17 protein-coding genes are annotated in these 19,027 nt (G+C 71.3%); 10 read left to right on the top strand and 7 right to left on the bottom strand.

Going from position 1 to position 19,027, the window contains the following annotated elements; translation table 11 throughout:
* The first annotated feature begins 13 nt into the window (after positions 1-13).
* Both EDF47_RS04410 and EDF47_RS04405 read left to right on the top strand, forming a co-directional pair.
* Entirely contained in the window at positions 14-1,387 is a 1,374-nt protein-coding gene (locus tag EDF47_RS04410; RefSeq protein WP_123938368.1) for a sugar ABC transporter substrate-binding protein, read from the top strand.
* A gap of 97 nt (positions 1,388-1,484) precedes the next feature.
* Complete coding sequence (locus EDF47_RS04405; RefSeq protein ID WP_133937647.1) at positions 1,485-2,117, top strand: ScbR family autoregulator-binding transcription factor; 633 nt, start codon at positions 1,485-1,487, stop codon at positions 2,115-2,117.
* Here EDF47_RS04405 and EDF47_RS04400 read toward each other — a convergent pair.
* The 5 genes from EDF47_RS04400 to EDF47_RS04380 form a co-directional block, all read right to left on the bottom strand.
* On the bottom strand, positions 2,080-2,508 hold the full coding sequence (locus EDF47_RS04400) for a BLUF domain-containing protein (protein ID WP_133937645.1): 429 nt from the start codon (positions 2,506-2,508) through the stop codon (positions 2,080-2,082). The two genes, EDF47_RS04405 and EDF47_RS04400, sit on opposite strands and share 38 nt — an antisense overlap.
* A gap of 62 nt (positions 2,509-2,570) precedes the next feature.
* Positions 2,571-3,716 (bottom strand): AI-2E family transporter, encoded by a 1,146-nt coding sequence (locus EDF47_RS04395; protein ID WP_133937643.1) that lies wholly within the window; start codon positions 3,714-3,716, stop codon positions 2,571-2,573.
* A gap of 59 nt (positions 3,717-3,775) precedes the next feature.
* Positions 3,776-4,990: an MFS transporter gene (locus EDF47_RS04390; RefSeq protein WP_133937641.1), complete on the bottom strand. Its 1,215-nt coding sequence runs from the start codon at positions 4,988-4,990 to the stop codon at positions 3,776-3,778.
* Between the two features lie 46 nt (positions 4,991-5,036).
* Positions 5,037-5,657, bottom strand: a complete 621-nt coding sequence (locus EDF47_RS04385) for a response regulator transcription factor (RefSeq protein ID WP_131880504.1) — start codon at positions 5,655-5,657, stop codon at positions 5,037-5,039.
* On the bottom strand, positions 5,654-6,823 hold the full coding sequence (locus EDF47_RS04380; protein ID WP_133937639.1) for a sensor histidine kinase: 1,170 nt from the start codon (positions 6,821-6,823) through the stop codon (positions 5,654-5,656). The genes EDF47_RS04385 and EDF47_RS04380 overlap by 4 nt, the downstream gene beginning before the upstream one ends.
* A gap of 150 nt (positions 6,824-6,973) precedes the next feature.
* Here EDF47_RS04380 and EDF47_RS04375 point away from each other — a divergent pair, with 150 nt between their 5' ends.
* From EDF47_RS04375 to EDF47_RS04355, 5 genes are read left to right on the top strand one after another with little or no spacing between them, the layout of a single operon-like run.
* Positions 6,974-8,092 carry an ABC transporter permease gene (locus EDF47_RS04375; protein WP_133937637.1) on the top strand — a complete coding sequence of 373 codons (1,119 nt, stop codon included), beginning with the start codon at positions 6,974-6,976 and terminating at the stop codon, positions 8,090-8,092.
* A complete protein-coding gene (locus tag EDF47_RS04370) occupies positions 8,089-8,790 on the top strand; it encodes an ABC transporter ATP-binding protein (RefSeq protein WP_133937635.1) in 702 nt (233 codons plus the stop codon). The genes EDF47_RS04375 and EDF47_RS04370 overlap by 4 nt, the downstream gene beginning before the upstream one ends.
* Before the next feature lie 10 nt (positions 8,791-8,800).
* Complete coding sequence (locus EDF47_RS04365) at positions 8,801-9,523, top strand: MSMEG_4193 family putative phosphomutase (RefSeq protein ID WP_133937633.1); 723 nt, start codon at positions 8,801-8,803, stop codon at positions 9,521-9,523.
* A 33-nt stretch (positions 9,524-9,556) separates the two neighbouring features.
* Complete coding sequence (locus EDF47_RS04360; protein ID WP_123291859.1) at positions 9,557-10,084, top strand: DUF3090 domain-containing protein; 528 nt, start codon at positions 9,557-9,559, stop codon at positions 10,082-10,084.
* The gene (locus EDF47_RS04355) at positions 10,081-10,839 is read left to right on the top strand and encodes an SCO1664 family protein (RefSeq protein ID WP_123291860.1); all 759 of its coding nucleotides are present in this window, start codon (positions 10,081-10,083) and stop codon (positions 10,837-10,839) included. The genes EDF47_RS04360 and EDF47_RS04355 overlap by 4 nt, the downstream gene beginning before the upstream one ends.
* Positions 10,840-11,202: 363 nt before the next feature.
* Here EDF47_RS04355 and EDF47_RS04350 read toward each other — a convergent pair whose 3' ends face one another.
* Both EDF47_RS04350 and EDF47_RS04345 read right to left on the bottom strand, forming a co-directional pair.
* On the bottom strand, positions 11,203-13,203 hold the full coding sequence (locus tag EDF47_RS04350; protein ID WP_133937631.1) for a VWA domain-containing protein: 2,001 nt from the start codon (positions 13,201-13,203) through the stop codon (positions 11,203-11,205).
* Complete coding sequence (locus EDF47_RS04345; protein WP_131921485.1) at positions 13,196-14,581, bottom strand: AAA family ATPase; 1,386 nt, start codon at positions 14,579-14,581, stop codon at positions 13,196-13,198. The genes EDF47_RS04350 and EDF47_RS04345 overlap by 8 nt, the downstream gene beginning before the upstream one ends.
* A gap of 203 nt (positions 14,582-14,784) precedes the next feature.
* Here EDF47_RS04345 and EDF47_RS04340 point away from each other — a divergent pair, with 203 nt between their 5' ends.
* From EDF47_RS04340 to EDF47_RS04330, 3 genes are all read left to right on the top strand, one after another.
* Complete coding sequence (locus EDF47_RS04340) at positions 14,785-16,239, top strand: MFS transporter (RefSeq protein WP_311316753.1); 1,455 nt, start codon at positions 14,785-14,787, stop codon at positions 16,237-16,239.
* Between the two features lie 170 nt (positions 16,240-16,409).
* The gene (locus EDF47_RS04335) at positions 16,410-17,090 is read left to right on the top strand and encodes a GntR family transcriptional regulator (protein WP_133937629.1); all 681 of its coding nucleotides are present in this window, start codon (positions 16,410-16,412) and stop codon (positions 17,088-17,090) included.
* A gap of 171 nt (positions 17,091-17,261) precedes the next feature.
* A complete protein-coding gene (locus tag EDF47_RS04330) occupies positions 17,262-18,602 on the top strand; it encodes an LCP family protein (protein ID WP_133937627.1) in 1,341 nt (446 codons plus the stop codon).
* The last annotated feature ends 425 nt before the right edge of the window (positions 18,603-19,027 follow it).

Raw genomic sequence — 19,027 nt, 5'->3', positions numbered from 1 at the left:
GGACCACCACACCATGACGAACAACCTCTCCCGCCGCGCACTGTTCGCGGGCGGCGCTTCAGCCCTCGCCCTCGGTGCGCTCGCCGCCTGCTCGTCCCCGAGCCGGGGGACCGCCTCGAAGAGCGGCGCCCGCACCGTGAGCTACTGGCTCTGGGACTCCAACCAGCTGCCCGCCTACCAGCAGGTCGCGAAGGCCTTCCACCGCGAGAACCCCGACATCACGGTGCAGATCACCCAGCTCGGGTGGGCGGACTACTGGACCAAGCTGACGGCCGGGTTCATCGCCGGCACCGCGCCGGACGTCTTCACCGACCACCTGACGAAGTTCCCGCAGTTCTCCGACCTCGACGTGCTCTACAAGCTCGACGAGCTCGACGCGACGAAGTCCATCAGCGACGACGACTACCAGTCCGGCCTCGCCGAGCTGTGGAAGGGCCAGGACGGGCACCGCTACGGCTCGCCGAAGGACTGGGACACGATCGGGATGTTCTACGACCGGAAGGCGATGCAGAAGGCCGGCGTCTCCGACGACGAGCTCGCCACGCTCGAGTGGAACCCCGACGACGGCGGCTCGTTCGAACGGATGCTCGCGCACCTGACCATCGACTCCAAGGGTCGGCGGGGTGATGAGCCCGGCTTCGACAAGGAGAACGTCGAGGTCTACGGCATCTCGTCGAACGGGTCCGGCGGCGACGGCTTCGGCCAGACGCAGTGGTCGCCCTTCACCGGGTCGACCGACTGGTTCTACACGAACGAGAACCCGTGGGGCGACAAGTTCCGCTACGACGAGAAGACCGTGCAGGACACCCTCGCCTGGTACTACCGCCTGGCCGACAAGGGCTACATGGCGAAGTACGGCGTCTTCTCGACGACGACCGGTCCGGACGTGCAGCTCGGCGCGGGCAAGTGTGCGCTGTCGTTCAACGGTTCGTGGATGATCGGCACGTACCTGAACATGAAGGACCTCGACATCGCCGTCGCCCCGACGCCGATCGGGCCGACGGGCAAGCGGGCGTCGATGTTCAACGGGCTCGGCGACTCGATCACGAAGCAGGCGAAGGACCCGGAGGCGGCGGCGAAGTGGGTCGCGTTCCTCGGCAGCGACACCGCCCAGGAGATCGTCGGCCGCGCAGGCGTCGTGTTCCCGGCCCGTCCCGCCGGTACCGAGGCGGCGGTCGCGTCGTTCCGGAAGCGCGGGCTGGACGTGTCGGCGTTCACCCGGCAGGTCGAGGAGAAGACCACGTTCCTGTTCCCCGTCACCCGCAACCCGGCGGACGTGCAGGCGCTGCTGCAGCCGGCCTTCGACAACGTCTACGCGAACGGCAAGCCGATCTCGACGTTGACCGGCATCAACGAGCAGGTCAACAACCTGCTGGCGCTCACCTGAGCGCGCGGGTCGCCTGACGCGGTCTGACGCGACCACCCCTCGGTCTGGAGGCACGGGGCACGCCCGCCCCGCGCCTCCAGACCGTCAGACTGGTCACGTGGAACGACGTGAGCAGATCCTGGTGGCCGCTGCGGAGGAGTTCGACCGCGTCGGCTTCGCCGCCGCGACGATCGCGGCCATCGCCCGCGGGGCGGGCGTCTCGCAGGGGGCGCTGCACTTCCACTTCCCGACCAAGCTGGCCCTCGCGCTCGGTGTGATCGACGAGCAGAACGTCCGGACCTTCGACGTCGTGAGCCACACCGAGCAGTCACCAGCAGCTGCCCTGGTCGGCGCCTCGCGAGCCATCGCGGACCTGCTGAGGACCGACCCGATCGTGCGGGCGGGCATCCGGTTGTCACTGGAGCGCGGCGAGTTCCACGCGGCCACGGTCAGCTTCTACGAGCAGTGGATCGGCGGGATCGTCGACGTGTTCCGGCTCGCGATCGCGAGCGGCGAGCTCCGCACCGACCTGACCGCGGAGCAGCTCGGTGCCACCGTCGTGCCGTACTTCACGGGCGTGCAACTGGTGTCCGACGTCCGCACCGGGCGAGCCGACCTGTTCCCCGCGGTCGCGACGATGTGGCGGCTGGTCCTGACGGCCACGGCGGACCCGGCGCACCGCGACCGGTTGCTCGGGGTCGTCGACGACGCGTTCAGCGGTCGTGGAGTTCGCGGTCGCGGAACCACTTGAGCAGCCACGCGGCGCTCGTGCGGTCGAACGACCGCGGGAAGTCGGTCTCGCCGTACAGGAACGGACTGAAGCCCGGCTCCGCGTGGACGTCCGCGTCGTCGAGCGAGCGGTAGGCCATCGACCAGCCGTCGAAGCGTCGTCGCTCGATGTCCTCGCGGATGAGCGACTTGACCTCGCCGTGCCGCGGATCACGGCTGATGGCGGCGAACCGGTCGTCGACGCTCCACGCGGGGCCCTCGAGCAACTGCATGAAGCGGCCGCCCTTCACGACGAGCAGCCCGGAGACGCCGAGCGCCTCGTTGCGGAGCCGTGAGCCGTCCAGCAGCGTCGCGAGGTCGCCGTCGTCGAAGGGGACGACGGCGCGACTCATGTAGACGATGGAGACGAGCACGGGTCCATCTTCGTGCGACGGCCCCGATTGCGCGAAACGGATGTCCGCAGAACGTTCTCGGCTCAGTCGGCGGGGAGTTCGTGGGCCGTGACGTCCTCGTTGCGCTTCTTGCGCCACGGACGCGCGGGGGTGTTCGGGCCGTCCCAGACCAGGATCGCGCCCCACGCGGCGGCCAGCAGCGGCACCGAGATGATGGCACCGGTGATGCCCGCCAGGACGGTGCCCGCGGTCAGGCCGATCAGGATGACCAGGCCGTGCAGCTTGAGGGTGCGTCCCATCAGCACCGGCTGGAGCAGGTTGCCCTCGAGCTGGTTCACGAGGATCACGATGCCGACGACGATGAGCGCCTGGACGGGACCGAGTGCGACGAGCGCGACCAGGGCGGCGAGGATGCCGGCTGCCGTCGCACCGACGATCGGGATGAAGGCCGTGATGAACACGACGACGGCCAGGGGGAGTGCCAGCGGGACGCCGACGATCGCGATGCCGACACCGATGCCGATGGCGTCGACAGCGGCGACCGTGGCGGTGCCGCGGACGTACCCACCGAGGGTCGAGACCACGCGGTCGCCCACCCGGCGTGCACGCTCGTAGCGCTCACCCGTGAACGGACGGAGCAGGAACTCCCAGATGCTCGGGCCGTCCTTGAGGAAGAAGAACAGCACCACGATCATCAGCACGAGGCCGGTCAGGAAGTTCGCGGTGGCCGAGGCACCGGCCAGGGCACCGGAGCCGAACTGCGCACTCGTGATGAAGTCGGTGACGGACGCCACGGCGTCGTCGACCTGCTTGTCCGAGATCGAGATCGGCAGGTTCTTCGCGAAGTCCTGCAACTGCTGGAACCCGTCGACGGCCGACTTCTGCAGCTGCGACCACTGGTTCTCGACGGCGACGACGATGAGCCACCCGATCAGCCCGAGCACCGCGAGGACGCCGATGAGCACCGCGAGGGTCGCGAGGACCGACGGCACCTTGTGCTTGCGCAACCAGGACACGATCGGGTGCATGGCCGAAGCGATGATGAGCGCGAGGAGCACCGGGATGGTGACGACGCTCAGCACGCTGCCGGCGTAGACGACGCCGGCGATGACCACGACGACGATGATCACCTGCAGGCACCGCGTCGCCAGGCGGCCCGTCGAGTCGGACCACGCCGCCTGGATCTTCGAGGGGGTGGTCGGCTGGGGGCTGTCGCGGAAGAACGGCATGGGATCGACCGTACTGATCCGCGGGGCGGCGCGCCCGGACCCGCGCCCGGCGTCGCGGATCAGGTGGAGACGGTCCGCCGGACGTCGACGTCGTGGGAGTCCCGTGCGGCGGGCGCGACGACGAAGGCGGCGACGAGCAGCACGAGGGGCACCAGCATCGCCGCCTGCAGCCCGAGGTGCTCGCCGACGAAGCCGAGCAGGGGCGGTCCGACCAGGAACGCGATGTAGCCAGCGGTCGCGACGACCGACACCCGGCGGTCCCCGTCGGTCGGGTGGTCACCCGCTGCCGAGATCGCGAGCGGGAACCCGAGCGCGATGCCGAGCCCCCAGATGCCCGCGGCGATCGCCGTGACGACCGGACTCGGCGAGACGACCACGAGCAGGACCCCGATCCCGCCGACCGCGGCACAGAGCCGGACGACCGGGCCCCGCCCGAGCCGCGTGACGAGCGGGGTGCCGGCCGACCGGCCGATGAGCATGGCGAGCGCGAACCCGGTGAAGACCAGCGAGCCGACCGCTTCCGGGGCGTCGTGGTCGGTCGTCATCAGGAGCGGGAGCCAGTCGCTGGCGGCACCCTCGGCGAAGGCCATCGCGAGCGTGATCACCGCGATGAGCGCGAGCTGCACGGTGATGACGGAGCGGCGGGTGGCCGTGGTGACGCGGGACGTGCCGGCGGCGTCTGCGGTGTCGGCTCCCTCCGTCTGCACTCCGGCACGCGGCAGCGGCTGCAGGTTGAGGGCAGCGAACGCCGCGAGTGCCGCCATCACCGCAGCCCCCACGAGCAGGTGCACGAGCACCGGTGTCCGGGCAGCCGTCATCGCGATGCCGACGACACCGCCGACGACGGTCCCCAGGCTGAAGCAGGCGTGCAGCACCGGCACCACCGGGTGGCCGATGCGCCGCTCGGCCGCGGCGGCCTCGACGTTCAGCCCGATCTCGGCGACCCCCGACCCGAACCCGATCAGGAACAGCCCCGCCCAGACACCCGCCGGCACCTGTGCCGGGGCGAGCAGGGCGACGAGGACCATCCCCACCACGGGCAGCGCGCCACCGAGCAGGATCAAGGGTCGTGTCCCGAGCCGTCGGACGAGCGCACCGGCGCCGAGGATCCCGATCATCGACCCGATCGACAGCCCGAGGAGCACGAGCCCCATCGCCTCGATCGACGCCCCGAGTTCGTCGCGGATGGCGGGCGTCCTGGTCACCCACGTGGCGATGCCGAAGCCGGTCATCGTCGACGTGGCGAACAGGGCCCCTCGAGGGTGCCGGGTCATGTGACCATCTGATCGGTCCGCCGACGGCCCGTCAAGGGTGCGGTCGTCAGCGGAGCATGCCGAGGGCGCGGGCCTCGGAGACCGCGGCCGTGCGCGAGGACACCCCGAGCTTCGAGAACACGTGCACCAGGTGCGACTTCACGGTGGCGTCGCTGATGTGCAGGCGCGCGGCGACGGCGCCGTTCGACGCCCCCTCGGCGACGAGGCGCAGCACCTCGAGCTCCCGCGCCGACAGGCTCACCGACGGGGCGCGCATCCGCGCCATGAGCCGACCCGCGATCGTCGGCGCGAGGGCGCTCTGTCCGGACGCGGCGGCGCGGACGGCCGCGACGAGTTCGTGCGGGGGCGCGTCCTTGAGCAGGTACCCGCTCGCGCCGGCCTCGACCGCACCGAGGATGTCCCCGTCGGAGTCGTAGTTCGTCAGCACGAGCACGTACGGCGCGGCGTCGAGCGCGCGGATCCGTCGCGTCGCGTCCGCCCCGGTGAGGTCCTGCCCGAACTGCAGGTCCATGAGCACGAGTTCCGGTGAGAGCCGGATGGCGAGGTCCACGGCCTCGTCCGGGGTGGACGCCTCACCCGCGACGACGATGCCGTCCGTGCCGTCGAGGAGTGCTCGGAGCCCGGCGCGGACCACCGGGTGGTCGTCGGCGATGAGGATGCGGATCACCGGACCTCCAGGGTCGCGACGAGCGTCGTCCCGCGGCCAGGGGCCGAGTCGACCTCGAGCCGGCCGCCGAACTGCTCGACGCGCTCTTCGGTGGCACGCAACCCGAACGAGTCCGTCGTGCCCGACCGGTCGTGGACGGCGACCGGGTCGAAACCGACGCCGTCGTCCGCGATGGTGAGCCGGGCCTCCTGACCGTCCACGGTGAGTGACAGTCGGACGTGGGTGGCCGCGGCGTGCTGCACCACGTTGGCGACGGCGCCCTGGGCGATGCGGAGCAGCGCGGTCTGGACGTCCATCGGCAGCGAGGCCTCCGCGACGTCGACCGTGACGTCGAGGCCGTCGCGCGACCACTGGGAGCCGGCCAACCGTTCCAGAGCTGCTCCGAGTCCGCGTTCGAGCGCCGGTGGTGCGAGTTCGCGGATGAACCACCGGGTGTCGGCGAGGCCCTCGGCAGCGGTCTCACGGGCGAGCCGGATGTGCTCCGTCCCCGGACGCTCCCCGTCCGCGCGTTCGGCCGCGTGCAGCAGCATCTGGATGCTCGACAACCCCTGCGCGACGGTGTCGTGGATCTCACGGGCCAACCGGGCCCGCTCGGCGAGGACGCCCTGCTCGCGTTCGGTGACGGCCAACCGGTCGCGCGTGGCGAGGAGCTCGGCGACCAGGGCCTCGCGTTCGACCGCCTCGCGCGCGAGCGCCCGGTACCCCAGTCCGATGAGCAGTGCGACACCCGCTCCGACGAGCGGACCGACCACACCACCGACGGTGAATCCGCCGTGCAGTCCGAGGGCGACGACGGCGACCAGGGTCGCGGCGATGACGGCCACCGGTCCGACGATGCGCGGCAGGACGTGCAGGTACAGGAAGAAGAGCGGGAAGACGAGGTAGGCGGCCTCGGGGACGCCGACGAGCAGGGCGATCCAGACGAGGGTCAGGGCGACGAGCCAGACCGCACCGGCGACCGTCCGACGGCGGCCGTCGCCGCGCGCGACGACCGCCCCGAGCAGGTACACGCCCGCGAACACCGCAGCCAGGGCCAACCGCACCCACGTGCCGGCGCCACCGTCCACGAGCACCCGCACGACGACCAGGGCGAGCAGCGCGGCCGACAGCACGTGCAGGCCGGTCCGCAGACCGACGAAGACCGGGGTGAGGGTGCTGTGCGCCATGTGCTCCCCAGCGTACGGAGGCGTCGGCCGGTGGGAATCAACCGAAAGTTCGATCGGAGGACCGAACCCTCCGGCGATGCCGGGTGGGAGCACCGCGGCGAGGCTGGGAGTCGTGGTCGCGGAAGGTCTGCGACCCGGGAAGGGAACCCCGTGTTCGTCGCTTGGCGCGATCTCCGGTTCGCCCGTGGCCGGTTCGTCCTCATCGGCTCCGTCGTGGCACTCATCACCCTGCTCGTCGGGTTCCTCGCCGGGCTCACCGGCGGCCTCGCGTCGCAGAACGTCTCCGCGGTGCTCGACCTGCCCGGCGACCGCCTGGTCCTGCAGCAGCCGTCCACCGGGCAGCCGTCGTTCGGCGACTCCACCATCGGGCAGCGGGCCGTGGACGGCTGGCAGGCGGCCCGCGGGGTCGACGACGTGGTGCCGGTGGGCATCGTCCAGGGCCGGGCGACGGCACCTGGCGCGGGGTCCGGCGCTGCGGGGTCGGGCGCTGCGGGGTCGGGCGCGGCCGTCGGCGTCGCGCTGGTCGGGCTGCCGACGGGAGCACGGTCGACCCCCGTCACCGATATCGCACCCGGTCGCGACGACCAGGTCGGGCTGTCGTCCGGTGCTGCGGCCGACCTCGGCGTGCAGGTCGGCGACCGCATCACCGTCACCGGGACGGACTACCGCGTCGCCGTCGTCGGCGGCGACGCCTGGTACAGCCACACACCGGTGCTCGCCATGACCCCGGAGGCGTGGGCCGCGGCCGACCGGCGGCTCGGCGGCGACGGCGCGCCGACCGTCCTGGCCGTCAGCGGCAGCCCGGACTGGGACGCCGTCGCAGCGTCCACCGGCACGTCCGCCGCGTCGCCGCTCGGGTCGCTGACCGCCCTCGAGACCTTCCGGTCCGAGATCGGGTCGCTCGGCCTGATGATCGTCATGCTCTTCGGGGTGTCCGCGCTCGTCGTCGGGGCGTTCTTCACGGTCTGGACCATGCAGCGGGCCGGCGACGTCGCCGTGCTCAAGGCCCTCGGCGCGAGCACCGGATCACTCGTCCGCGATGCGCTCGGACAGGCGCTCGTCGTGCTCGTCCGGGGGATCGGCGTCGGGATGCTGGCCGTCGTCGGACTCGGCGCGCTCGCCGGCGGTGCACTGCCGTTCCTGCTCAGCCCGGTCACCACCGTCGTGCCGGCCGCCGCGATGGCCGTCCTCGGACTCGCCGGCGCCGCCGTCGCGCTCCGCACCGTCACTTCCGCCGACCCCCTCACCGCCCTCGGGAGCAACCGATGATCACCCTCGACGACGTCACCCTGACCTTCCCCGACGGCGACCGGCGGATCACCGCGGTCGACCACGTGTCCCTCGTCGCCCGGCCCGGCGTCGTGACCGGCATCACCGGCCCCTCCGGATCGGGCAAGTCGTCGCTGCTCGCCGTCGCCGCGACGCTCATCCGGCCGGACTCCGGTCGGGTGCTCATCGGCGACGTCGACGCGGCCGCGCTGTCCCGGGACGAAGCCACCGCCCTGCGGCGTGCGCACATCGGGATCGTGTTCCAGCAGTCGAACCTGCTGCCGTCGCTGACCGCACGGGAGCAGGTGCTCGTGATGGGGCACCTCGGCGGCCGGCACCCCGCCGGAGGTCGTCGCGCGGGAGGGCTCCGGGACCGGGCCGACGACCTGCTGGACGCGGTGGGGCTGTCCGAGCACCTGGACAAGCGGCCGGCGCAGCTGTCCGGCGGGCAGCGGCAGCGCGTCGCGATCGCCCGGGCACTCGTACACGAACCGGACGTCCTGCTCGTGGACGAACCGACGAGTGCGCTGGACCAGGAGCGCGGCGCGGCGATCATGGAGCTCATCGCCCGACTGACGCGCGAGCGGGACACCGCGACGATGCTGGTCACCCACGACCTGGTGCACCGCGGGACCCTCGACGAACTCGTCACGGTGGTGGACGGTCGGCTGGCCGGGGCGTCGGTGATCGCCGCCTAGGATCGGGCACATGGCGACCGTCCTCCTCGTCCGACACGGACGCACCACCGCGAACGCCACGGGCGTGCTCGCCGGACGCACCGCCGGCGTGCGACTCGACGCCGTCGGCCGGAAGCAGGCCGACCGCACCGCGGAGCGCATCGCTGCCGTGCCGGTCGTCGCCGTCGTGTCGAGTCCGCTCGAGCGGTGCCGGCAGACGGCCCGGGCGATCCTGGAGCGACAGTCGGGCGACCCCGCGTCGGCCATCGAGCGGGCGATCACCGAGGCGGACTACGGCGAGTGGCAGGGGCGGAAGCTCGCCGACCTGGCGAAGGAGCCGCTCTGGCGGACGGTGCAGGCGAACCCGAGCGCCGTGGTGTTCCCCGGCGGCGAGTCCATGCAGACCATGCAGTCCCGGGCGGTGTCGGCCGTCCGGCGCATCGACGCCGAGGTCGAGGTCGAGCACGGGCCCGGAGCGGTCTGGGTCGCGGTGAGCCACGGCGACATCATCAAGTCCGTCCTGGCCGACGCGTTCGGCATGCACCTCGACCTGTTCCAACGCATCGGCGTCGGGCCGGCGTCGGTGTCGGTCGTGCGGTACGGCGAGCACCGGCCCGAGGTGGTCGCGACGAACACCGAGTCCGGCGATCTGTCGTGGCTCGCGACCGCTCCGGCGCCCAGCGGGGACGCAGCGGTCGGCGGCGGGGCCGGACATCCGGAGGCCCCGTCCGAGGCAGGCCCTGCCAGACCCTGAACGGGCGCAGGCCCGCACTCCTACAATGCGGGTATGCCCTCCATCGTCCACGGCTTCGACTGGCCGGACCGCCTCGTCGTCGGCACCATCGGCCGTCCGGGCGAGCGCGCCTTCTACTTGCAGGCCCGCTCCGGCAAGCGCGTCACGAGCGTCGCCCTCGAGAAGGAGCAGACCGCCGTGCTCGCCGAGAAGATCGACGAGCTGCTGGACGAGGTCGCCACGGTCGAGGCGAACCGCTTCAGCGTGCCGGACACCGCCCCCGTCGAGCTCCGCGACCCGGAGCCGCTCGACCAGCCGGTGGAGCCCGAGTTCCGTGCCGGTGCCCTGAGCCTGGGCTTCGACCCGTCGACGGCGCAGGTGGTCATCGAGGCGTACCCGATCGACGACGACGTCGAGATCGTGTCCGAGGAGAGCGAGGACGGCCTCGAGATCGAGGCGGTCGTCGAGATCCCCGAACCCGACGAGCTCTTCCAGGTCAAGATCCCGGTCGGCACCGCTCGCGCGTTCGTCGAGCGCACCCGCGAGATCGTCGCCGCCGGCCGTCCGCCCGGCGACGCATGAGCGACGGCTCACTGAGCATCACGGCGCGGATCCGCGAGGCCTCGAACGCGACCTTCCTGGCCGAGCTGGACGGCGAGGCGGTCGTCTACAAGCCGATCGAGGGGGAACGCCCGCTCTGGGACTTCCCGGACGGCACGCTCGCCGGCCGCGAGGTCGCGGCCCACCTGGTGTCCGAGGCGTTCGGCTGGGGCATCGTGCCACCGACGTGGCTCGGTGACGGCCCGTTCGGCCCCGGCATGGTGCAGCGCTGGCAGACGATCGACCCGGACCAGGACGCCGTCGACCTCGTCACCCCCGAGGCCGCCGAGGCGGACGGTTCGCCGTGGCTGCCCGTGCTCGAGGCGATCGACGAGCACGACCAGCCGGTGACGCTCGTGCACGAGGACTCCGAGGCGTTGCGCCGCATGGCCGTCTTCGACGTCGTGGTGAACAACGCCGACCGCAAGGGCGGGCACGTGCTGGCGATGCCCGACGGACACCGGTTCGGTGTCGACCACGGGCTGGCCTTCCACGTCGAGCACAAGCTCCGCACGGTGCTGTGGGGCTGGATCGGCGAGCCGCTCGGACCGGACGAACTCGAGGGGCTCGACCGGGTGTCGGAAGCGCTCCGCGGTGCCCTGGGTGACGAACTCGCCGAACACCTGACGCCGGAAGAGGTCGACACGGTGCGCGCGCGGTGTGCGGCGCTGCGGGCCGTCGGCATCTTCCCGCCACCGCCGGGGCACGGCCCCGCGGTGCCGTGGCCCTTGTTCTGACGCACCCGTCGTGAGCCGGCGCCCCGGCCCGGCCTGCCGTGGCGACCACGGCCGGCCGTGGACATCCCGGTCCGGGACGGTGGGGCCCGTCGGGTCCGGACCCCACCGACCGGTCCGCGTCCGTGATTCGTGGACGCGGAGACCCGTGGCGTCCGGTGGCGTGCGCCGTTGCACTCCGGGACCCCGCGGGAGTCGACCGGTCGAGAACGGATCAGGTGCACTCGGCCGACCGCTTCCGGCGCGCCGACGAGGTCAGCGCGGGAAGAACGATCACGGCGGCCGGGGTCTGGGGCAACTGTGGTGGCGCTCAGCATACGACTGCGGAACCCCGCGCAACAGCCCCTGTCGGGATCGACTCGGCGGCTAGTCGAACAACGACTGCCCGCCGCGGCGCGACCCCAGGTACGACCCCACGACGGCGACACCGAGGTCGTCGTTCTCCGGAGCGACGACCGAGCCGTCCACCCGCTTCGCCATCGCGTCGATGAACCGTGCGAGCCCCGGGTCGTCGCCGAGGCGGAAGAACGTCGTCTGGGCGCCGAGCCGACCGGCGTTCTCGAGCTCCCGAACGGTCAGTGCGATCGTCACGGGGTCCGGCGGGTAGTCGAACCACACCTGTCCGTTCGGCTCGAGGTGCGACGTCGGTTCCCCGTCGGTGACGATGAGCAGCACGGGTTGGGCGGTCGGGTGCCTCCGGAAGTGCCGGTTGGCGAGGAGCAGCGCGTGGTGCAGGTTCGTGCCCTTGTCCCACATGGCGTCGAGACCCACGAGCTGCTCGATGTCCACGACCTCGGCCTCGCGTCCGAACGCGATCAGTTGCAGGTCGTCGCCGCGGAACCGCGTCGAGACGAGCGTGTGCAGCGCCAGGGCCGTGCGCTTCATCGGCACCCAGCGGTCCTCCATCGCCATCGAGAACGACGTGTCGACGAGCAGCGCCACGCAGGCCTGTGTGCGGGACTCGGTCTCCTGCACCTCGACGTCGTCGATGGTCAGGCGGACGCCGGGGCCGACCCGCCCGTCGGCCGCGGTCCGGGTCAGCGCGTTCGTGATCGACCGGGTGACGTCCCACGGCTCGGTGTCGCCGTACGCCCACTGCCGGGTCGCGCCCGAGGGTTCGCCGGCCGCGCCGGACTGCCGGATGTCGCGGGCACCCTGTCGGCCGGACATCCGCTCGGCGACGTCACGGAGCAGGCTCTTGCCGAGCTGCCGCATGGCCTTCGGGGTGAGCCGGAGCTGCCCGTCCGCTCCGCGGCGCATCGCCCCGGAGTTCCGCAGGGCCTTCTCGAGCTGCTGCAGGGTCCTGGCGTCCACGGCGGCCTCGGCACCGAGCTGCCGGGTCAGGGCGTCGAGGTCCAGGTCGTCGAGCTCGGAACCGGGGCCGGACTGGGCGAGTTGGTCCGCGAGGGCGTCGAGGTCGGCGATGTCCTGGAAGACCCCGGTCCCGTCGCCGAGCCCGAGCCCCTGGTCGCCCTCCATGCGCTCGGATCCGCCACAGTCCTCACCGGGGCGCAGGGACCGCAGGTTGCCGTCGAGCTGGGACAGCTGCCCCATCAGGTCGGGGGAGCCGAAGGCCTGCTGGGCGAGGGCGTCGAGTTCGTCGCGCTGCTCCTCGGTCATCGAGTTCCGCATCCGCTGGGCGGCGGCGGCCCGTGCCGCGAGGTCGTCGAGCAGCTCGTCGACGTTCGCGGGGTTCGACGGGAAGTACTCGCCATGCTCCGCCATGAACGCGTCGAACTGCTCCTGCGAGTCGGTGCCGGCGCGGTGGTCCTCGAGCAGCTGGTTGAGGTCCTGCATCATCGCGCTGACCGCGGCGCGGTCTTCGTCCGTGGCGCCCTCGAGCGCCTGCTTCATGCCCGCGAAGCGCTGGTCGAGCACCTCGCGACCGAGCAGGTCCTTGATCTCGTCGTACTTCTGCCGGGCCTCGCGGCTCGTCCAGTCGTACCCGCCGAGCTCCTGCACCGCGGCGGCCGGCGACGGGGACAGGCTGTCGAGCTGCATCTCGGCCAGGGCGCGGTCGCCGTCGTCGAGCTCGACGTTGCGGGCGAGTTCGCCGCGTTCGGCGCGGAGCGCCTGGTCGAGCAGCTCGCGGACCTGCTGCAGGGTGCCGTCGAGGTTGTTCTTCGCGGTGAGTTCGCGGCGCCGTTCCGCGACCTTGCGCGCGAGGTCGTCGAGTCCGCGCTGCGTCCGGCCGCCACGGCGCAGGAACTCCCGCATCGCGCGCTCCGGTGAGGTGCCGGCCATCACGTCCTGCCCGATGGCGTCGAGCGCTTCGGCGAGGTCGGCGGGCGGCGCGAGCGGATCCGGTCCGTCGGTGTATGCCCCGTACCGGGTGTCCCGCGTCAGTCGTCGGTTCTGCCTAGCCATAGACGGCTTCGCCCCCGCCGGACTCCTTGCTGATGCGGCGGGCGAGGAAGAGCCCCTCGAGCGCGAGTTCGATCGCACCCGCGCGCTCGCCGTCGTTCGTGGCACCGAGACGCTCGCACACCTGGTCGTACAGGTCGGACTCGCCGATCGACGGCAGCCCCTCGAGGAACGCCCGCGCCCCGACCTGTTCGCCCGTCGTCACCATCGTCCCGCCGTCGAGCGCCTCGACGAGCACCCCGAAGTCGAGTCCGCGGAACCGGGCACGCACCGTCTCGGCCGTGGCGGTCCGCAGCAGGTGCTCGAGGACCTCGTCCGCGCGGTCCTCTTCGCCGTTCTCGAACTCGATCTTGCCGCCGAGCACGTCGACCGCCGTCTCGAGGTCGATCGGTCGAGCGACGGCCTCCGGCTCACCCTGGCGTGCTGCACGGTGCACGGCCGCCGCGGCGACCGTCTCGGCGCCGGCGATCGCGAACCGGGCGCTGACACCGCTGCGCTGGTCGACCGCGCTCGACCCGCGCAGGGCACGGGTGAAGCGGGCGAGTATCTCGACGATCGCGTCCGGCACCTCGGCGGCGAGCTGCGCTTCCTGCCGGATGACCGCGATCTCGTCCTCGAGTTCGATCGGGTAGTGGGTGCGGATCTCCGCGCCGAAGCGGTCCTTCAGCGGCGTGATGATCCGGCCGCGGTTCGTGTAGTCCTCCGGGTTCGCGCTGGCCACCACGAGCACGTCGAGGGGGAGTCGGAGCACGTAGCCACGGATCTGGACGTCGCGTTCCTCCATCACGTTGAGCATCGCCACCTGGATGCGTTCGGCGAGGTCGGGCAGCTCGTTGATCGCGACGATGCCGCGGTGGCCCCGTGGGACGAGTCCGAAGTGGATGGTCTCCGGGTCGCCCAGGCTGCGCCCTTCGGCGACCTTCATCGGGTCGACGTCGCCGATCAGGTCGGCGACGCTCGTGTCCGGCGTCGCGAGCTTCTCGACGTAGCGGTCGTCGCGGTGCCGCCACGAGATCGGCAGGGCGTCGCCGAGGTCGTCGGCTCGGCGGGCGCTCGCGGTGGTGATGGGCTCGTAGGGGTGCTCGCCGAGCTCGGAGCCGGTGATCACCGGGGTCCACTCGTCGAGCAAGCCCTGCAGGGTGCGGAGCAGGCGGGTCTTGCCCTGGCCGCGCTCACCGAGCAGGACGACGTCGTGTCCGGCGATCAGGGCACGTTCGAGTTGCGGGATCACGGTCGTCTCGAACCCGTGCAGGCCGGGCCAGGGGTCGTCTCCCGCGCGCAGCGCGGTGAGCAGGTTGTCGCGGATCTCGGCGCGGACCGTCTTCTGGACGTGGCCAGAAGTGCGGAGCTCGCCGACCGTGCGGATGTCGGGTCGGGTCACGTTCTGGACGTTACGCCGTTGCGGACGGGAGGCACGGTGCCAGCTGGCACCGCGCCTCCCGTCCGCTTGTGGGTTTCCATAGCAACCGCAATGATTGAGGCTCCGGCATCGGAGCCGGATTCGATAGGGGGATCCGGCTCCGAGCCGGCCCCGTCGTACCGAATGTGAACCATCTCGCCGATCTCGGCGTAGGTTCCCCTCTCGTGAGCAGCACGAACGGGGCGATCAAGAGCCTGGTCCCCGCCAGGATGGACAGACTGCCGTGGACGAGGTTCCACTGGAGTGTCGTCGTCGGACTCGGGGTCTCCTGGATCCTGGACGGTCTGGAGATCCAGATCGTCTCCAACGCCGGCTTCCAGGCCGACCTGAACCTGTCGACGCAACAGGTGACCTCCCTCGGCACGATCTACCTGGTCGGCCAGGTGGTCGGAGCGCTGGTGTTCGGGCGCATGTCCGACCGGCTCGGGCGGCGCAAGCTCTTCATCCTGACGCTCGCGATCTACCTGATCGGCTCGGGCGTCGCCGGTCTCGCCCAGGACTTCTGGTTCCTGGCCGCGTTCCGGTTCGTCGCCGGTCTCGGCATCGGCGGCGAGTACGCGGCGATCAACTCGGCGATCGACGAACTGATCCCCGCGAAGTACCGCGGCCACGTCGACATCGCCATCAACGGCACCTACTGGGGCGGCGCCGCGCTCGGCGCCTTCGCGAACATCTACCTGCTCGACACGGCCAACTTCTCGGAGAGCATCGGCTGGCGCATCGGCTTCTTCCTCGGCCCGGTGCTCGGCATCGCGATCATCTTCCTGCGGCGGCACATCCCCGAGAGTCCGCGCTGGCTCATGACCCACGGGCGCGAGGAAGAGGCCGAAGCGACCGTCACCCAGATCGAGGAGGCGGTCGAGAAGTCCACGGGCAAGCGGCTGCCGGACGTCGACGAGTCGAAGGCCATGACCGTCACGCCGACCGACCGCGTCGGGTTCCTGACCATCGCGCGCGTGCTGCTCAAGCAGTACCCGACGCGCACCCTGGTCGGTGCGTCGATGATGATCACGCAGGCGTTCCTCTACAACGCGATCTTCTTCACCTACGCGCTCGTCCTGACGAACTTCTTCGGCCTGAAGACCGCGCAGACGTCGATCTACTTCTTCCCGTTCGCGATCGGGAACCTGCTCGGACCGATCATCCTCGGTCGGTTCTTCGACACGTGGGGCCGTCGGCAGATGATCTTCCTGACGTACCTGGTGTCGGGGCTCGTCCTGGCGACCTCTGCGTTCCTCTTCCGCGCCGACGCGATCTCGGCGACGGTGCAGGTGGCCTTCTGGTGCGTGTCGTTCTTCTTCGCTTCCGCCGGTGCCTCGAGCGCGTACCTGACGGTCAGCGAGATCTTCCCCCTCGAGCTGCGGTCGCAGGCCATCTCGTACTTCTTCGCGCTCGCGCAGGTCTTTGGTGCGGTCGCACCGCTGATCTACGGTGCCTTCATCGGGGACGGGTCCTCGCGTGAACCGCTCTTCTGGGGGTACCTGCTCGGGTCTGCGGTGATGATCGGCGGTGGGGTGATAGCCCTGGTCTTCGGGGTCGATGCCGCACGGAAGGGGCTCGAGGACGTCACCCAGCCCCTGTCCGTCCTGACCGGGGACGCGGAACAGCAGCGGCGCTGAACAGCGACGGCGGCCATGCAACATTCTGTATTCAGAGTGTTTAGCACGGCCGCCATCGTGGTGTCACGGTGCTGGCATGGCACTCCTCCACAGCGCGACACCCACCACGACGATCCACGACGGTGCCGGTGCGGTCGGCCAGGGCGACCGCCGTGCGTGAGGCTGGCGCGATGGAGCAGTCACCGATGCGTGTGGGCCGTGGCGACCGCGATCCCCACGGCCTCCGGCGCAGTCTGCTGCGCGACGCAGTCTTCCTCCGCTTGCTCGACAACGTCCTGCGCGGCGAGTACCGCCGTGGGCAGCGTCTGCGCCTCGACACCATCGCCGAGGACATGCGGGTCTCCCGCACGCCGGTGCGCGAAGCCCTCGTCTCGCTCGAGTCCCATCAGCTCGTCACCGTGCAGCGGTACGTCGGCGTGGTGATCACGCAGTGGACCGTCGGGCAGATGACCGAGCGCCTGCGCATCGCCCGGGCACTGGTCGTCGACCCGCCGGTGAGCGGCACGGGCCACGACGACCGCTTCGACCCGGCCTGGCTCCGCGAGTGCTGGACCGAGGCCGGGGCCTTCGTCGAGCTCGCGGCATGGTTCCTCCGCCGAACCGGCGCCTCGGTCAGTGCCGACTGGATGCTGTCGCAGCGCACCGTGCTCGACACGTTCTTCACCGACGACGTCGCCCTGGCCAACGGGATCGACGCCGTGGTCGACCGGGCGCGGCGACTCGACCTCGTCGACCAGGCCGTGCGGGCAGCGGAGCGCGATTCGCTCGACGACTGCGCCGTGGTGCTGCTCGAGCTCGCGGCGGCGCTCATCGCCCTGCCGGACCGGTTCCGGGTGGCCGTGGCCTCCTGAGTCGTCCCGGCTGCGGGTTCGCACAGGTCGGCATCGAGCCCCGCGGATCCGGGGGTCGACGGCGGATCGGTGGGTCCGCTCCGACGTCGTCCGCACTGGATCGCCAGGGATCTCCGTGGCAGCCTTGACCGGTTGCCACCCCAGGCGCGTCCACCGACGACAGGAGAGCCCGTGAACGACGTCCGCGATCGCTCCCACCGTCTCAACCGAGCCGACGGGATCGCACGGCACGGACGTCTCCGTCGGTCCGGACCCTTCCGGACCGTCGCTGCGCTGGTCGCGAGCGTGGCCGCAGTCGCGCTCGTCAGCACCGCCTCGGTCGCCGCGATCGCCGCGAAGCAGGTGACCGACGACCTCGGTGACGGCGTGCAGATCGAGGGGCAGCCCGCGCCGCGATCGAACGGCACCAAGGCCCCGTCGCTCAGCGCGTACAAGGGCGGCTTCAACATGCTCGTCGTCGGGACGGACAACGACCCGGACCAGTCCGCGGAGTTCGGGAAGCGCGACGCGACGCTCAACGACGTCAACATCCTGCTCCACGTCTCGGCGGACCACACCAACGCGACCGCGGTGAGCATCCCCCGCGACCTCGTCACCCCGATCCCCGCGTGCAAGAAGACCGACGGCTCCGGCTCCGGCACCGCGCCGGCCATGGCTGCGCAGCCGATCAACACCTCGTTCAGCGACGGCGGGCTGAACTGCGTGACCCAGACCGTGCAGGGGCTCACCGGCCTGGACATCCAGTACTCGGCCGCGGTCTCGTTCAACGGCGTGATCGAGATGTCGAACGCGATCGGTGGTGTGCCGGTCTGCGTGGCGCAGCCGATCGAGGACCCCTACACCGGGCTCGACCTGCCCGCCGGCACCTCGACCCTGCAGGGCGACGAAGCCCTCGCGTTCCTCCGGACCCGGCACGGCGTCGGTGACGGTTCCGACCTCGGTCGGATCTCGAGCCAGCAGGTGTTCCTGTCGTCGCTGCTCCGGACCGTGAAGTCGAACGACACCCTCACGTCGCCGACCACCCTGTACAAGCTGGCCCGCGCCGCAGCGTCGAACATGCAGCTGTCCCAGAGCCTGAACGACATCGGGACGATGGTGCAGATGGGTCGGGCGCTGCAGGACCTCCCGCTGTCGCAGGTGAACTTCGTGCAGTACCCGGGCACGACCGGCGGGACCGGGGTCTACGAGGGCAAGGTCCAGCCGACGACGTACCTGGCCGACCAGTTGTTCGCGAAGATCAAGGCGGACCAGTCGTTCTCCCTGGGGGAGGACAGCACGGGCATCGGGTCCGAGGCGAACGCGGCGCCGTCGGAAGCGGCCTCGGCGCCGGCTGCTGCGGCGCCGTCGGCTCCGGCGTCCTCACCCGCGGCTGCTGCGCCGTCGTCGCCTGCCGCCGGTACTCCGTCCACACCCGCTGCTGCTCCGACGGCATCCGCGACGCCGGAGACCATCGACGGGCTCGAGGGGCAGTCCGCCGACCAGGAAACCTGCTCCAAGGCCTTCGGCTACTGACCCGGCTGGGGCTCTGGGTTCGCCGGGCTCCCGCCCACGCGAAAGCGACAGTCTGCCGCCGAACATCGGCGGCACACTGTCGCGCTGACGGCACAGACCACGGGCCGTGCTGGGGCACTGTCGCTTTCGCGTACTGGTCGGCCGCCATGCCCGGACGCAGAAGCGGGGGCGCGGTGGTGGACCGCGCCCCCGGAAGCCGCTCCCCGAGCGGGCGCCAGACAACCGGGCGCGCCGGGCCCGGCTCGGAGAGCGACGTCGGTGCTGTGTCGCGACTACGGGGACGAGCCCCGGAATGTGATCGCCGCGTCTCGATGATGCTATTCACCGGGGTACGTCGGGACAACCCCGAGGTGTCCCCACTTCGGGGGACCCGCGTTCTGCGACCGTGCCACGCGCGGGGTGCGGTCGGGTCGAGAGTGGCCCGG

Source organism: Curtobacterium sp. PhB190 (assembly GCF_004365385.1).
Lineage (GTDB): Bacteria > Actinomycetota > Actinomycetes > Actinomycetales > Microbacteriaceae > Curtobacterium.
The sequence above is the reverse complement of the archived record's forward strand: the minus strand, read 5'-3'. Positions and strand labels throughout refer to the sequence as shown.